Annotated in this window: 12 protein-coding genes; 5 read left to right on the forward strand and 7 right to left on the reverse strand. The window is 60.6% G+C overall.

All coding sequences use genetic code 11. The features are described 5' to 3' along the window. Positions 1-6 precede the first annotated feature (6 nt). From urtC to N5D22_RS20280, 4 genes are all read right to left on the reverse strand, one after another. Positions 7-1182 carry an urea ABC transporter permease subunit UrtC gene (gene urtC, locus N5D22_RS20265; RefSeq protein WP_279657459.1) on the reverse strand — a complete coding sequence of 392 codons (1176 nt, stop codon included), beginning with the start codon at positions 1180-1182 and terminating at the stop codon, positions 7-9. Next, on the reverse strand, positions 1179-2792 hold the full coding sequence (urtB, locus tag N5D22_RS20270; protein WP_279657458.1) for an urea ABC transporter permease subunit UrtB: 1614 nt from the start codon (positions 2790-2792) through the stop codon (positions 1179-1181). Before urtB ends, urtC begins: the two co-directional genes overlap by 4 nt. A 283-nt stretch (positions 2793-3075) precedes the next feature. Further along, complete coding sequence (gene urtA, locus N5D22_RS20275) at positions 3076-4365, reverse strand: urea ABC transporter substrate-binding protein (protein WP_035219970.1); 1290 nt, start codon at positions 4363-4365, stop codon at positions 3076-3078. A gap of 367 nt (positions 4366-4732) precedes the next feature. After that, entirely contained in the window at positions 4733-4939 is a 207-nt protein-coding gene (locus N5D22_RS20280; protein WP_279657457.1) for a DUF2735 domain-containing protein, read from the reverse strand. Positions 4940-5419: 480 nt separating this feature from the next. Here N5D22_RS20280 and N5D22_RS20285 point away from each other — a divergent pair, with 480 nt between their 5' ends. From N5D22_RS20285 to N5D22_RS20305, 5 genes are all read left to right on the forward strand, one after another. Continuing rightward, positions 5420-6454: a glutamine synthetase beta-grasp domain-containing protein gene (locus N5D22_RS20285; RefSeq protein WP_279657456.1), complete on the forward strand. Its 1035-nt coding sequence runs from the start codon at positions 5420-5422 to the stop codon at positions 6452-6454. 160 nt (positions 6455-6614) lie between these two features. After that, entirely contained in the window at positions 6615-7385 is a 771-nt protein-coding gene (locus tag N5D22_RS20290; protein WP_279657455.1) for an SDR family oxidoreductase, read from the forward strand. Between the two features lie 391 nt (positions 7386-7776). Further along, a complete protein-coding gene (locus tag N5D22_RS20295) occupies positions 7777-11172 on the forward strand; it encodes an ATP-binding protein (protein WP_279657454.1) in 3396 nt (1131 codons plus the stop codon). Continuing rightward, entirely contained in the window at positions 11169-12098 is a 930-nt protein-coding gene (locus N5D22_RS20300; protein ID WP_279657453.1) for a response regulator, read from the forward strand. The genes N5D22_RS20295 and N5D22_RS20300 overlap by 4 nt, the downstream gene beginning before the upstream one ends. A gap of 280 nt (positions 12099-12378) precedes the next feature. Next, on the forward strand, positions 12379-12903 hold the full coding sequence (locus N5D22_RS20305) for an AAA family ATPase (protein WP_279657452.1): 525 nt from the start codon (positions 12379-12381) through the stop codon (positions 12901-12903). A 30-nt stretch (positions 12904-12933) separates the two neighbouring features. Here N5D22_RS20305 and N5D22_RS20310 read toward each other — a convergent pair whose 3' ends face one another. The 3 genes from N5D22_RS20310 to N5D22_RS20320 form a co-directional block, all read right to left on the reverse strand. Next, positions 12934-13650: a polysaccharide deacetylase family protein gene (locus N5D22_RS20310; RefSeq protein WP_279657451.1), complete on the reverse strand. Its 717-nt coding sequence runs from the start codon at positions 13648-13650 to the stop codon at positions 12934-12936. Between the two features lie 126 nt (positions 13651-13776). Then, complete coding sequence (locus tag N5D22_RS20315; protein WP_279657450.1) at positions 13777-14895, reverse strand: branched-chain amino acid ABC transporter substrate-binding protein; 1119 nt, start codon at positions 14893-14895, stop codon at positions 13777-13779. 118 nt (positions 14896-15013) lie between these two features. Then, positions 15014-15367, reverse strand: coding sequence for a DUF6867 family protein (locus tag N5D22_RS20320; RefSeq protein ID WP_279657449.1), 354 nt, complete (start codon positions 15365-15367; stop codon positions 15014-15016). Positions 15368-15455: the final 88 nt, after the last annotated feature.

Below are 15455 nucleotides of genomic sequence, written 5' to 3' on the forward strand. Positions count from 1 at the left end.
TCCGCCTCACTCCGCCGCCTGTTGCGCCACTGTCGGGCCGCTGTCATTGCCCGGCTGGGCGTCGCCTGCCGCAAGCGTGACCCGCTTTTCGCGCCGCCGGGCCAGATAGTGTTGCAGCGTGCCGACGATGCCCTTGGGGAAGAACAGCGTCACCGCGATGAACAGCCCGCCCAGCGCAAACAGCCAGAATTCGGGGAAAGCGCCGGTGAAATAGCTCTTGCCGCCATTGACCAGGACAGCGCCTATAATCGGCCCGATCAGCGTGCCGCGCCCGCCCACCGCCGTCCACACCACCACTTCGATGGAGTTGGCGGGAGAGAATTCGCCGGGATTGATGATGCCCACCTGCGGCACGAACAGCGCCCCGGCAATACCCGCCATCATGGCAGACACGACAAAGGTGAAGAGCTTGATGTTTTCCACCCTAAACCCAAGGAACCGCACCCGGCTTTCGGCATCGCGCACGCCCACCAGCACCTTGCCGAATTTGGAATTGACGATGCCCGATGCGATCAGCAGCGAAAGCGCCAGCATCACCGCCGTCATGGCGAACAGCACAGCGCGCGTACCATCCGCCTGCACCGAGAAGCCGAGAATATCCTTGAAATCGGTGAGGCCATTATTGCCGCCGAAACCCATGTCGTTGCGGAAGAAGGCGAGCAGCAGGGCGTAGGTCATGGCCTGGGTGATGATGGAGAGATAAACGCCGTTGACGCGCGAGCGGAAGGCGAACCAGCCGAACACGAAGGCCAGCAGCCCCGGCACGACAAGCACCATCAGCGCCGCAAACCAGAACATGTCGAAGCCCTGCCAGAACCACGGCAGTTCCTTCCAGTTGAGGAACACCATGAAATCAGGCAGCACCGGATGGCCATAAACTCCGCGCGTGCCGATCTGCCGCATCAGATACATGCCCATGGCATAACCGCCGAGCGCGAAGAAGGCGGCATGGCCGAGCGAGAGAATGCCGCAATAACCCCAGACGAGATCGAGCGCGAGCGCCAGCAGCGCATAGGCCAGATATTTGCCCAGCATCGACATGATATAGGTCGGGATGCGGAATGCGCTGTCATCAGGCAAAAGCAGGTTGGAGGCCGGCACCAGCACGGCAATGGCCAGAATGATGCCGATGGCGATGGAGATGCGGCGGTCGAGCGCGCGCAGGAGGAAGCCGGTAATCATGCTTCGATCGCCCTTCCCTTGAGTGCGAAGAGACCGCGCGGCCGCTTCTGGATGAACAGGATGATGAGAACGAGCACGAGGATCTTGCCGAGCACAGCGCCGACCGTCGGCTCGAGGAACTTGTTGAGCACGCCAAGCGACAGGGCGCCGACCAAAGTTCCCCAGAGATTGCCGACGCCGCCGAACACCACCACCATGAAGCTGTCGATGATGTAGCTCTGGCCGAGATTGGGCGAGACATTGTCAATCTGCGACAGCGCCACGCCGGCAAGGCCGGCGACCCCGGAGCCGAGCGCGAAGGTGAAAGCATCCACCCATGGCGTGCGGATGCCCATGGAAGAGGCCATGCGGCGGTTCTGCGTCACGGCCCGCATCTGCAGGCCAAAGGCCGAGCGCTTCAGGAGAACCAGCAGCGCGAAGAACACCGAAAGCGAGAAGCAGACGATCCACACCCGGTTCCAGGTGAAATTGAGATAACCGACGCTGAAGGAGCCGGACATCCAGCTCGGGCTGCCGACCTCACGATTGGTGGGGCCGAAGATGGAGCGCACGCCCTGTTGCAGGATGAGCGAAATGCCCCAGGTGGCGAGAAGCGTTTCGAGCGGCCGCCCGTAAAGAAAACGAATGACGCCGCGCTCCATCACGAGGCCGACGAAGGCCGTCACCAGAAAGGCGGCGGGCAGAGCGATGGCGAGCGACCAGTCGAACAGGCCGGGGAAATGCGTGCGGATCACCTCCTGCACCATGAAGGTGGAATAGGCGCCGATCATCACCATCTCGCCATGCGCCATGTTGATGATGCCCATCACACCGAAGGTGATGGCAAGGCCAATGGCGGCAAGCAAAAGCACGGAACCGAGCGACAGGCCGTACCAGACATTCTGCGCATAATCCCAGAAGGCAAGGGAGCTTTCGATGCTCGATATGGCGCTGTCGATATCCGGCTTCAGGCTCTGATCCACCGACGATGAGGCCGCCATCAGAATGCCGATGGCATCGCGCCCGCCAAGGCTCTTGATGGTGGCGATTGCTTGCCTCTTCTCTTCGAGCGACCGTTCGGAGGAGAGCAGCGAGACAGCCCGTGCCTCCTCCATCCGGGTCCGCACCTCAGTATCGGCCTCCTTGGCGATGGCCGCTTCCAGCAATTCGAGATTTTCGGCGCTCGGCGCTTTCAGAACGGCGTCTGCCGCGGAAAGCCGCACGGATTTTTCCGGGCTGAGCAAGGTCAGGCCGCCGAGTGCGGCGCGGATGACCCGGCGCAGATTATTGTTGACCTTGATCTTGCTGACAGCCGCCTTCGGCGCTTCACCCGCACTTTCGCCCGTCAGCGGGTCGATCAGCGTAAAATTGGAACCGGCAGGCTTCGTCATGAACACCAGATTGTCGGCCTTGCGCACGTAAAGATCGCCCGCCGCAAAAGCCTCGAGCGCCGGCACGACACGCGCATCGCCCGTGGCGGCAATCTGCCCGATCAGCACTTCGGCCTGCTTGAAATCCGCCGTGCCGAGCTGGTCGATCAGCGCCTTCGGCTCGCTTTGCGCGAAGGATTGGGTCGCGATCCCCAGGGTGAGCCAGAGGAATATGGCTCCGAGAAAAGATCGGATCGTCATGTCGGGTTCCTTGGGCGTTTTACGACGGGGCGTTTGTGGGTAATGCCACTTGAGTATGCCGCTCACCCCCCTCTGCCCTGCCGGGCATCTCCCCCACAAGGGGGGAGATCGGCAAGACGCACCCGCATCGCTCTATCTCGACAAACGAGAAATGCGAGGCCTCGCCACGAGTCGATCTCCCCACCTGTGGGGGAGATGCCCGGCAGGGCAGAGGGGGGCATGCTTGTTCAGTTTTCAATGAGAAAACCACCCCCAACAACGGGAGCGGCACCCACCTCGCTAATCAGCTACCCTTGCCGCCGCACTTCCCACTGGCCACATTGAAGTTGCCGCAAGACATCGGCTTCCGCCAGTCCGAGATCAGATCCTTCGAATCCGGCAGATAATCCGACCATTCGTCACCCACGACCTGCGGCGTCTGCTGCACGATCTCAAACTGGCCGTCGGCCTGAATTTCACCGATCAGCACCGGCTTGGTGATGTGGTGGTTCGGCATGACGGTGGAGTAGCCGCCCGAAAGGTTCGGCACGGAAACGCCGATGATGCTGTCCAGAACCTTGTCCGTATCCGTCGTGCCGGCGGATTCGACGGCCTTTACCCAGGCGTTGAAGCCGATATAGGCGGCTTCCATCGGGTCGTTGGTCACGCGCTTGTCGTTCTTGGTAAAGGCATGCCAGGTCTTGATGAATTCGGCATTAACAGGCGCATCGACGGACTGGAAGTAGTTCCAGGCGGCAAGGTGGCCGACCAGCGGTGCGGTATCGAGACCAGCAAGTTCTTCTTCGCCGACCGAGAAGGCGACGACCGGGATATCCTCGGCCTTGATGCCCTGGTTCGCCAGTTCCTTGTAGAAAGGCACGTTGGCGTCGCCGTTGATGGTGGAAACCACGGCGGTCTTCTTGCCGGCCGAGCCGAATTTCTTGATGTCTGATACGATCGTCTGCCAGTCGGAATGACCGAACGGCGTGTAGTTGATCATGATGTCCTCTTCCTTGACGCCCTTCGACATCAGGTAGGCCTTCAGGATCTTGTTGGTGGTCTGCGGATAGACATAGTCCGTGCCGGCCAGAACCCAGCGCTCGACGCCTTCGGTATTGGCGAGGTAGTCTACGGCCGGAATGGCCTGCTGGTTTGGCGCTGCACCCGTGTAGAAGATATTGCGCGAGGATTCTTCACCCTCGTACTGAACCGGATAGAACAGGATCGAATTCAGTTCCTCGAAGACCGGCAGAACGGATTTGCGCGAGGAGGAGGTCCAGCAGCCGAAAACGGCGGCGACCTTGTCCTGCGAAATCAGCTGGCGGGCCTTTTCGGCAAAGAGCGGCCAGTCGGAAGCCGGATCGACCACCACGGCTTCGAGTTTCTTGCCGAGCACGCCGCCCTTCTTGTTCTGCTCGTCGATGAGCATCAGCATGGCGTCCTTCAGCGTCGTCTCTGAAATAGCCATGGTGCCGGACAGCGAATGCAGCACGCCGACCTTGATGGTGTCGTCAGCGGCAAAAGCGCCATGGAAGGCGGTAGTGGACAGGATCGCGCCAAGCAGCGCGGCACTAAGCGTCTTGCGGAATATCATCGGAAGAACCCCTCTCCTTGTTGGCCTCTCGTGGAGGCTCAGCGGCATCTGCGGCCGCTGCTGGGAGGGACTATCGATCTCGTGAGAGCGAAACCGTATACGTCAATTGACGTAGGCGGGGTGGCGAAAGGTGCAGGGGGGGGTTTGGGGAGGGAAGGTAGTTGTTGAAATACAAAGCGGTTTCACGCCCGACCGTCACCACCTATTCGACGTCATCCTCGCCCTTGAGGCGAGGATCCATGGCCCCTCCAGATAGTGGATCCTCGGGTCAAGCCCGAGGATGACGCAGAGTGGGCGGTTGGTGTTGGAAACACACAGATAGATAGGCCGATTATCTGGCAATCGGTCGCAGTTTACAGATCCCACATCAGGAATGCGGCTTGTCGTTCCGCTCTTCGTCGCGGATCGCATCGTCGTGATACCACGAACCGAAATCGATATGCGGCTCCTTGGCCTGACGCTCGAGGTCGCTGAGGCTGCTGTTGCGGAACTTCGAAAGACCCGCACGCCCGCCGACCGGGAATTGATAGATCGTTGCCGTCTCGCGATGAATGCCAGTTGCCATTTCGATCATCTCACTTTGTTTGCATCGAAGCACTTCATGTCTGGAGCTAACCCGCAAAGATCAGATTTGCTCCGTTTGATTAAAAAAAAATCACGTTGCGAAAAATATAGGCATTAATCGTCTCATCTACAAGAAAAACCATTCCGAAAGCGCCGGTTTTTGGGGCAAATGCCGATCCCTCGCGCGCAATCGAAATCATTGCATCGCAGCAGGGTCTTTGCCGCGAAGACGTCGGCTATCTATCAGGATTCAATGATGAAACATGAGGGGTGAATTTGCCTGCCGCAGTGCAGCGAAACCGCACAAGGACGATATCCAAGCCTCTGCCCGTCAGGGGCCCTGAAAGATTTTTCGAAAAAATCGCCTGATATCGCCAATCTGGCACGCGGCATGCATCTAAGGGGTCAGCCCTTGAACGCGAATGCGCTTCGGTGGCCAAAGCCACGGGAGGCCTCAAGGCTTCGCATTGTTACCTATGAGAGGTTCGTAATGACTAAGTTCAAACTCGAGTACATCTGGCTGGACGGATACAAGCCGGTCCCCAACCTGCGCGGCAAGACCCAGATCAAGGAATTCGACGAATTCCCCACACTCGAGCAGCTGCCGCTTTGGGGCTTTGACGGCTCCTCCACGCAGCAGGCCGAAGGCCATTCGTCGGATTGCGTGCTGAAGCCCGTCGCGATCTATCCCGACCCGGCCCGCACCAACGGTGCACTCGTGATGTGCGAAGTCATGATGCCCGATGGCGTCACCCCGCATTCGTCGAACAGCCGCGCAACCATCCTCGACGACGAGGACGCATGGTTCGGCTTCGAACAGGAATATTTCTTCTACCAGGACGGCCGTCCGCTCGGCTTCCCGGAACAGGGTTACCCGGCTCCGCAGGGTCCTTATTACACCGGCGTCGGCTACAAGAATGTCGGTTCGGTCGCCCGCGAAATCGTTGAAGCCCATCTCGACCTCTGCCTCGAAGCCGGCATCAACCACGAAGGCATCAACGCCGAAGTGGCCAAGGGCCAGTGGGAATTCCAAGTATTCGGCAAGGGTTCCAAGCGCGCCGCCGACCAGATCTGGATCGCCCGTTACCTGCTGGTACGTCTTTGCGAACAGTACGGCATCGACGTCGAATTCCACTGCAAGCCGCTCGGCGATACCGACTGGAACGGTTCGGGCATGCATTGCAACTTCTCCACCAAGTTCATGCGCGAAGTTGGCGGCAAGGACTATTTCGAAGCCCTCATGGCCGCTTTCGCCAAGAACTGGAAAGAGCACATCGACGTTTACGGTCCGGACAACCACCTGCGCCTGACCGGCAAGCACGAAACCGCTCCGTGGAACAAGTTCTCCTACGGCGTTGCCGACCGTGGCGCGTCGATCCGCGTTCCGCATTCCTTCGTCAACAACGGCTATCGCGGTTACCTCGAAGACCGTCGTCCGAACTCTCAAGGCTGCCCCTACCAGATCGCTTCCGTCGTTCTGAAGACGATCGCGGAAGTGCCGCTCGCAAAGTCGGCTGCTGCCTGATAAGCAAAAAATGGCGTCGCCCCGAACCGGGCGACGCCATTTTTGTGTCCACCGAACGGACGGGCCGGACGGGCGGCCTTTCGCCCCCTGCTCCGCGCGACATATTCTTCTTATGCGCAAACTCGAAGAAGTTGCAGCACGTCAAGCAAGAAGGTGAGCGATGGGCATTCTCCAGAAATTCTCTCTCGAAAACCGCACGGCCATCATCACTGGCAGCGGCCGCGGCCTCGGTTTTGAAATTGCCAGCGCCTTTACCGAAGCGGGCGCGCATGTGTGGCTGACCGGCCGCAATGCCGAAACGCTGGAACAGGCGGTCGACACGTTGCGCAAGGCTGGCGGCAAGGCCGATTACGCCGCCTTCGATATTGCCGATACCGCAGCTGGCAGCGCCCTTGTTCGCCGTATCATGGACGAGTTCGGCCGCCTCGATATCCTTGTCAACAATGTCGGCGCGCGCGACCGCCGCCCGCTTGCCGAATTCAGCGACGAGGACGTGCTGGAACTCATCCGCACCGACCTCACCTCCTCCATCTCGCTCTCGCGGGATGCGGCGGAGGCCATGAACGCCAATGGTTACGGCCGCATCATCACCATCACCTCCATTCTCGGCCACATCGTCCGGCCGGGAGATGCGATCTATCCCGTCGCCAAACAGGGGCTCACCGGGCTGATGCGGGCGATTGCCGTGGAATATGGCGCACGCGGCATCACCAGCAACGCCATAGCGCCCGGCATGTTCGCCACCGAAACCAATGCCGCCCTTGCCGAAAATCCTGAGATGGTGGCCTTCGCCAGGCTGCGGGTGCCGCTGGAGCGCTGGGGCCGGCCGGATGAGATCGCCGGTGCTGCCCTGTTTCTGGCCAGCGATGCGGCCTCCTTCGTCAACGGCCATGTGCTGACGGTGGATGGCGGCATGTCGGTGCGACTGTGAGAGTGCCGAAATACTGGAGCGCCGGATGAAAAGCGGACACCACGGTACACAACACTATGCTTCGAGGCCGGTGCGCCGACGACGAAATTCGCTGTTTTCTCGTGCGCTTTCCTTCCCTCATCTCTGTGCTCGTCACAGAGATCCAGCCAGCCCAAGTCCTTGGGCTGAGGGGACTTTCTCTCGCCGCGCAGACGCGCGTCGGCTGGATTCCTGTGACAAGCACAGGAATGAGGTTAAGGGGGATGCTTCAACACACAAAACCTTGTGTCGTGTACGATGAGCAGAATCCCGTCCGCCGCTCTATCTTTCTGTTTAAGCATAGGATTTCTCCGAAAAGCGTGTGCGGTTTTTGGTCCGGTGCTCTATCCGCAGAAAGGCGTGGAATCCTAGCATGGCCGCACGGCAACGCATCATCCCCGTCAGGCGCGAATATAACCGCTGGGTCGCCAACCAGACGCTGGAAGATTATGCGCTGCGCTTCACCGCCAAAAGCGCCCGGCAATTTTCCTCCAACCGCATTTCCCACACCGCCATCGGCGCGATTTCCTTTCTGGCGCTGGAAGCCATCGGGGGGGCGATCACGCTCTCCTACGGCACCACCAACGCCTTTTACGCCATCCTCGTCGCCGCCATCGCCATGCTGGCCGTCGGCCTGCCGATCAGCCGTTATGCCATCCGCCACGGCGTCGACATCGATCTTCTGACGCGCGGCGCGAGCTTCGGTTATATCGGCTCCACCATCACCTCGCTGATCTATGCCGCCTTCACCTTCATGCTCTTCGCCATCGAAGCGTCGATCATGTCCGGCGCGCTGGAACTGGCGCTCGGCATTCCCTTGTGGATCGGCTACATCATCTCGGCCGTCATGGTCATTCCGCTCGTCACCCACGGCGTGCGCCTCATCAGTCGTTTCCAGATCATCACCCAGCCCTTCTGGATCATCCTCAACGTCCTGCCTTTCGTGTTCATCGCTTTGTTGGACTGGGAAAAATACGATCTCTGGCGCGCCTTTGCCGGTATTCACCACGCCTCCGGCCCGCCGGGAACGGTCGCGGATTTCAACCTCGTGGAATTTGGCGCGGCCTCGGCCGTCATTCTGGCGCTGATGTCGCAGATCGGCGAACAGGTGGATTTCCTGCGCTTCCTGCCGGCCGAAGGCCAGAGCCGCCTGCGCCACCGTATTGCGGTTTTCCTGGCGGGTTCGGGCTGGGTCGTCGTCGGCGTGCCGAAGCTGCTCGCTGGCTCCTTCCTCGTGGTGCTCACCTTCAGCTCCGGCGTCTCGGTGGATCGCGCCGCCGATCCGGCGCAGATGTATCTCACCGCCTTCGGTTACATGATCCCCAACGAAACCGCCGCCATGCTGCTGATGGTCGCCTTCGTGGTCGTCTCGCAGCTGAAGATCAACGTCATGAATGCCTATGCGGGTTCGCTCGCATGGTCGAACTTCTTCTCCCGCCTCACCCACAGCCACCCCGGCCGCGTCGTCTGGCTGGTCTTCAACGTGGCGATCGCGCTGCTTCTGATGGAACTCGGCATTTACCGGCTGCTGGAAGAAACGCTCGGCATCTTCTCCATCATCGCCATGGCGTGGCTCTGCACCATCTCGGCCGATCTCTTCATCAACAAGCCGCTCGGCCTTGCCCCGCCCGGCATCGAATTCAAGCGTGCCCATCTTTACGATATCAACCCCGTCGGCGTCGGCTCCATGGCGCTTTCGGCGACCATCGCGCTGATGGCGCATTTCGGGGCCTTCGGACCGCTCGCCGCATCGCTCGCCCCCTATCTGACGCTGATCGTCGCCTTCATCGCCTCGCCGCTGATTGCCTGGGGCACGAAGGGCAAATTTTATCTCGCCCGCAAACCGCGCCAGAAATGGCGTGAGGAGAGCAGCATCACCTGCTCCATCTGCGAGCACCCTTTCGAGCCGGAAGACATGGCGTGGTGTCCCGCCTATGCCGCGCCGATCTGTTCGCTCTGCTGCTCGCTGGACAGCCGCTGCCACGACATGTGCAAGCCGAAGGCGAAGCTCAACTATCAGGTCGCGACCGTCGCGAAATCCTTCCTGCCGGATCAGCTGGTGGCGAAGCTTGCCACCCGGCTCGGACGTTACGGCATGGCGGCGGCGATCGCCGTCACCGCCATCGGCGGCATTCTCGCGATGATCGCCCATCAGGTCGGCACCGCCTCGCCGGAAACGGCCGATGTGGTGAACCGCACCATCCTCATCGTGTTTTTCGTTTTCGCCGTCATCGCCGGCATCGTTTGCTGGTTCCTCGTGCTTGCCCATGACAGCCGGGTGGTGGCGGAAGAGGAATCCTCCCGGCAGAACACGTTGCTGCTGAAGGAAATCGCCGCCCACAAGAAAACCGATGCCGCCCTTCAGGATGCCAAGGAAACCGCTGAGGCCGCCAACCGCGCCAAGAGCCGTTATGTCGTAGGTCTCAGCCATGAACTGCGCACGCCGCTCAACGCCGTCCTAGGTTATGCCCAGATCCTCGAACGCGACGATACCATTCCCCCGCCCCGGCAATCGGCCATCAAGGTCATCCGCCGTTCGGCCGATCACCTGTCCGGCCTGATCGACGGGCTTCTGGATATTTCCAAGATCGAGGCCGGCCGTCTGCAGGTCTATTCCAACGAGATCAATATTCAGGATTTCCTCGACCAGATCGTCGACATGTTCCGCCCGCAGGCGCAGGCCAAGGGGCTGGAATTTCGCCACGACCGGTCGCGGGCCCTGCCGCAATATGTCCGCACCGATGAAAAGCGGCTGCGCCAGATCCTCGTCAACCTCATCTCCAACGCCATCAAATTCACCGATGAGGGCGCCGTCACCTTCGATGTCGGTTATCGCAGTCAGGTGGCGAGCTTCACCGTTTCCGATACCGGCCGCGGCATTGCCGAAAAAGACCTCGCCCGCATCTACGAGCCCTTCCAGCGCGGCGAGGCGGACAGCGTGCGCCCCATGCCCGGCCTCGGCCTCGGCCTCACCATCACAAGGCTCCTCACAAATACGCTCGGCGGTGAAATTTCCGTTTCCAGCGCAAAGGATGAAGGCTCCACTTTCCGCGTGCGCCTCATGCTCTCTGCCGTGCACCGGCCAAGCACGGCGCCGGCGGCGGAAAAGACCATCCGCTCCTATTCCGGCCCGCACCGCACCATCGTCGTGGTCGATGACAATGAGGATCACCGCGAGCTGATGCGGCAGGTGCTCTCGCCGCTGGATTTCGTGGTGCTGACCGCCCAGAGCGGGCCGGAATGCCTGACGCTCATCGAAGGCGTGAAACCCGATCTTTTCCTCATCGATATTTCCATGCCCGGCATGACCGGCTGGCAACTTGTGACGAAACTGCGTGAAGCCGGCCAGACCGCCCCGCTCATCATGCTCTCCGCCAATATCGGCGACGGAACCGTGGCGGGTGCTGGAGAAGACAACCACAATGACGCCATCGCCAAGCCTGTCGATATCCGTCATCTCTGCGACAGGCTTGCCGTGCATCTCGGCCTCAAATGGATCTACGAGGCGGATATGCCGCCCGCACCATCGCCACCGCCCGTGGCGCAGATCGTGCATCCCGGCGCAATTCATATCAGGGATTTGCAGCGGCTCGGCGAAATAGGTTACATACGCGGCATCGAGGCGAAACTCGCCGATCTCGCTCGCGACACGGAAAACCTGCCCTTCACGCAGGAGCTCGGCACCTATGTGCAGGCCTTCGATCTGGCCGGTTACGCGCATTTTCTCAAACGGTTTGCGGATAGTGACATGGGAGACGGCAAGGCATGAGCGGTCAGGCGGCGGCAGCCCCGAGAGACATCGTATTGCTGGTGGATGACAGCCCGGAAGCACTGGGGTTCCTCACCGACGCGCTGGAACAATCCGGCTTTTCCGCCCTCATCGCCACCTCCGGCCAGGCCGCGCTCAACATTGCCGAACGCATCACGCCGGATATCATCCTGCTCGACGCCGTCATGCCTGTCATGGACGGTTTCGAGACCTGCCGCCGCCTGAAGGCCAATGCGGCGGTGGCGCAGGTGCCCGTCATCTTCATGACCGGGCTGACCGAAACAGAACATGTGGTGCGGGCGCTCGAATCCGGCGGTGTCGATTATCTGACCAAGCCGATCAATATAGACGAGCTGCGCGCCCGCATCCGTGTGCACCTTTCCAATGCCCGCTCGGCGCAAAGCGCCCGCGTCGCGCTCGACGCCGCAGGCCGCCACCTGCTTGCCGTGCGCGCCAATGGCGCCATTCACTGGTCGACGCCGCAGGCGACGCGCCTCGTCAACGCCGCCACCGGCCGCGACGACGGCATGGAGATCGTCACCAGCCATATTGGCCGCTGGCTCGGCGAAAGGGCAACCTCGGAAACCGGCCGCGACGCACCGCTGACGATCACGCAGACCGGACGCCCCGCTTTGCAGCTCTCCTTCCTCGGCGCCATGGGTCCGGATGAACATCTCTTCCGCCTGACCGCCGCCAATGAGAAATCCGGCGACCACCTGCTGCGCGAGCATTTTTCCCTCACCGCACGGGAATCGGAAGTGCTGCTGTGGATCGCCAGAGGCAAGTCCAACCGCGATATCGGCGATATCCTCGGCCTTTCCGCGAGAACCGTGAACAAACATCTGGAACAGATCTATGTGAAGCTCGGGGTGGAAAACCGGGCGTCGGCGGCTGTGAAGGCAGCGCATATATTGCATCAGGGGTGACGACTGCCATTGATGTGGTAAGGTTCGCCCGACATATTTCCGCTTGAGTTCACGACGTCCGCTTATTGGGCGAGCCTCCGCCGCTTGTTTCTTCTCCCCGAGGGGGAGAAGTCCGCGGCAGCGGGATGAGGGGGTTAGCTCTCCGAAATCCGGCAACGTTTCCCCCTCATCCGACCCTTCGGGCCACCTTCTCCCCGGCGGGGAGAAGAAACAAGCGGTGACCCACCACCCAAAAATTACCGTCCGAACCACCTGAACCCTCTCACAGGATAGAAATCCCATGGACCGTTTCATCATCCTTTCCGGCTGCTCCGGCGGCGGCAAGTCCACCCTGCTCGCCGAACTCGCGCGGCGCGGTTTCGCCACCGTGGAAGAACCCGGCCGCCGCATCGTCCTCGAAGAAACCCGCAACGGCGGCACCGCCCTGCCGTGGATCGATATTGAAGCCTTCGCCCGCCGCGCCATCGCCATGGCGCTTGAGGACCGGCAGAACGCACCGCAGGAAGGTCCCGTCTTTTTCGACCGCAGCCTGGTCGACGCCGCCTCCGCGCTGCGCCATGTCAGCGGCGATACCTTCATCGAGACGTTGCGCCATGCGCACCGCTACAACAGGCTGGTTTTCCTCACCCCGCCCTGGCCGGAAATCTACAGGGGCGACGATGAGCGACGGCACGATTTCGATGCGGCGGTGGAGGAATACCAGCGCCTGCTGCGGGATTATGACGCGCTTGGCTACGATATCGACGTGCTCCCGAAATCGAGCGTCCAGGAACGCGCCGATTTTATTCTGGCGCGGATCGGCTGAACCGCGCCCTGCGGGGCAAAGCGACTGCCTTCAGCGGTTTTCGAGCAATTGCGAAACCGTCACAAACTCGAACCCGCGTTGGCGCAGCCCGTCGATGATCGAAGGCAGGGCCTGCCGGGATATCTCGCGGCTTCCATACATGACGTGCATGATGATGATGGAGCCGCTCTTCGTCTGCTCGATGACGTGTTTTGCAAAGGCGGCCGTATCCGCAGCGACATCAGGAAACGATTCCGGCTCGACATCCCACATGATGGTTTTCCGCTCATGCCGGGAAAGATACCAGGGCAAGGTGAGCAGCTTCTTGCCATAGGGCGGGCGGAACATGATCTCGCCTTCGTAACCCGCAGCGCGAATGGCCGCGTCGGTGCGCTCGATCTCTTGCCCGATCCGCGTCGGCCCCATCAGCATCATGTTGGAATGCGTATAGCTATGGTTGCCGATCTGATGCCCCTCGCCCACGATCATGCGCGCCTGCGGCAGATTTTCCTCGGTCTCCTTGCCCGTCAGGAAGAAAGTCGCCTTGACCCCGCGTTCCCTCAGGATCGCCAGAACCTCCGGCGTGAAGCCCGCCGTCGGCCCATCGTCGAATGTCAGCGCCACCACCGGCCTTTCCGTTTCGACCCTTGCGATGATCTCGCCGAATAGTTGCGTCGTTCGGGATTTGCCGAAGAGATGCAGGCCTATGAGCCCCGTTGCCAATACAGCAAGAACAAGGAAGAGAGACACGCCTCGTTTTATCGTCATTGCTACCCCTCATTGCAGTTTTCTGAGGGGATTAATTTCCTGACTTGTTGTCCCTAGTGTGGCCGAGACCGCAAAACAAAAAGCCCGGCATCGCTGCCGGGCTTCGGTAGTTTATCGCAGAAAGGCTTAGCTGCCCTGCTGCACGTAGGTGAACTTGCCGTCCGCACCCTTCTTCCACTCGTACATGACGTAACCGGGAAGCTTCGGGTCGCCCTTCTCGTCGAAGGAGATGTCGCCGAGCGCGGTCGGGAAGGTGCCGGACTTCAGGGCCTCGGCAACCTTTTCCGGCTCCACGGAACCGGCGGCCTTCGCCGCACCGGCAATCGCCTGCATCGCGGCGTAGGAGTAGAGGGTGTAGGCTTCCGGGTTGAAGCCGGCGGCCTTGAACTTCTCTACCAGTTCCTTGTTTTCCGGGCGCAGGGTCGGATCGGGGCCGAAGGTGTTGAGCGTGCCTTCGACGGCGTCGCCGGCGATGGAGGCAAGTTCGTTCGAGACGATACCGTCGCCCGAAACGAGCTTGGCCTTCAGGCCCTGGTCAGCCGCCTGGCGGATGATGAGGCCGGCTTCGGTGTGCAGGCCGCCCCAGTAGATGATGGAAACGCCGGCTTCCTTCATCTTCGAAATCAGCGCGGAGAAGTCCTTGTCGCCGACATTGACGCCTTCATACATGACCTCGGTCACGCCAGCGGCATTGGCCGCCTTCTTGGTTTCATCGGCAAGGCCCTGACCGTAAGGGGTCTTGTCGTGAATGATGGCGATCTTGGCGTCCTTGAAGTGGTCGGCCAGATACTTGCCGGCAATGCCGCCCTGCTGGTCATCACGGCCGCAGGTGCGGAAGGTGTTCCACAGGCCGCGTTCGGTGAAGACAGGGTTGGTTGCGGCAGGGGTGATTTCGAGAATGCCGTTTTCGGCGTAAACTTCAGAGGCCGGAATGGAAACGCCGGAGTTGAAGTGGCCGACAACGAATTTCACGCCGTCAGCGACGAATTTGTTGGCAACCGAAATACCCTGCTTCGGGTCGGATACGTCGTCGCCCAGCACGATCTTGATCTGCTCGCCATTGATGCCGCCGGCGGCATTGATGTCTTTCGCAGCCTGTTCGGCACCCTTCTGGATCTGAGCACCGAAAGCAGCGTTCGGGCCGGTCAGCGGTGCGCCGACAGCGATCACGACCTCGGCCCAGGCCGAACCGCCAAACGCGACCATGGCGGTCAGCGCGACAGCGGAAAGAAGAGACTTCTTCATTACTTTACTCCCAGTTCCTTGGATGGGTTGATAGCAAGAACCCGTTCAGTACCCACCTTCACTGAACAGGAAACTGTTCCACTCTGACGAGCATTGTGCAGCCGGAAAAATCCGCCTGTCAATCTTTCTTCTTGTAGGAAAATGCCGACGTCCGGTCGTAGAGCCAATAGTAGTTATTGACCATCTGGCTCGTTCGGCGCATGCGGAAACCGATGCTCGAAAAAACCAGAAGAAGAACGACGTCAAACACGTAATAAAAGCCGTTAATGAACGGCCCGTTGAAGAGCGCGTGATGCAGAAACCGCATCACCACCCCCAGAGCGAGCGTGTAGATCACCACCCGCGTATAATCGCCCCAGCCATCGGCCACGGATCTGCCCGTGCGCCATGCCGTCCAGAAACCCAAGAGGACAACCAGTGCGCGCAGAACATAACGCACGCCGTTATCGGTTTCGAAAAAAAGGCCCTGCATCTCTTTCCCCATCAGTGCCGGACGAAAACGCCCTGGCCCTGCCTTGTCTGTCGTCCCGCCGTTTTCCCGCCGGGCATTTTATTGTTTA

The organism is Agrobacterium sp. GD03872 (assembly GCF_029840625.1).
GTDB lineage: Bacteria > Pseudomonadota > Alphaproteobacteria > Rhizobiales > Rhizobiaceae > Agrobacterium > Agrobacterium fabrum_A.

Excerpts from the sequence above, each read along its gene's own strand:
- N5D22_RS20295 (WP_279657454.1), top strand. The coding sequence starts at position 7,777 with ATGGCCGCACGGCAACGCATCATCCCCGTCAGGCGCGAATATAACCGC.
- N5D22_RS20285 (WP_279657456.1), top strand. The coding sequence starts at position 5,420 with ATGACTAAGTTCAAACTCGAGTACATCTGGCTGGACGGATACAAGCCG.
- urtC (WP_279657459.1), bottom strand. The coding sequence starts at position 1,182 with ATGATTACCGGCTTCCTCCTGCGCGCGCTCGACCGCCGCATCTCCATC.
- N5D22_RS20290 (WP_279657455.1), top strand. The coding sequence starts at position 6,615 with ATGGGCATTCTCCAGAAATTCTCTCTCGAAAACCGCACGGCCATCATC.
- urtA (WP_035219970.1), bottom strand. The coding sequence starts at position 4,365 with ATGATATTCCGCAAGACGCTTAGTGCCGCGCTGCTTGGCGCGATCCTG.
- N5D22_RS20305 (WP_279657452.1), top strand. The coding sequence starts at position 12,379 with ATGGACCGTTTCATCATCCTTTCCGGCTGCTCCGGCGGCGGCAAGTCC.
- N5D22_RS20310 (WP_279657451.1), bottom strand. The coding sequence starts at position 13,650 with ATGACGATAAAACGAGGCGTGTCTCTCTTCCTTGTTCTTGCTGTATTG.
- urtB (WP_279657458.1), bottom strand. The coding sequence starts at position 2,792 with ATGACGATCCGATCTTTTCTCGGAGCCATATTCCTCTGGCTCACCCTG.
- N5D22_RS20280 (WP_279657457.1), bottom strand. The coding sequence starts at position 4,939 with ATGATCGAAATGGCAACTGGCATTCATCGCGAGACGGCAACGATCTAT.
- N5D22_RS20320 (WP_279657449.1), bottom strand. The coding sequence starts at position 15,367 with ATGCAGGGCCTTTTTTTCGAAACCGATAACGGCGTGCGTTATGTTCTG.
- N5D22_RS20315 (WP_279657450.1), bottom strand. The coding sequence starts at position 14,895 with ATGAAGAAGTCTCTTCTTTCCGCTGTCGCGCTGACCGCCATGGTCGCG.
- N5D22_RS20300 (WP_279657453.1), top strand. The coding sequence starts at position 11,169 with ATGAGCGGTCAGGCGGCGGCAGCCCCGAGAGACATCGTATTGCTGGTG.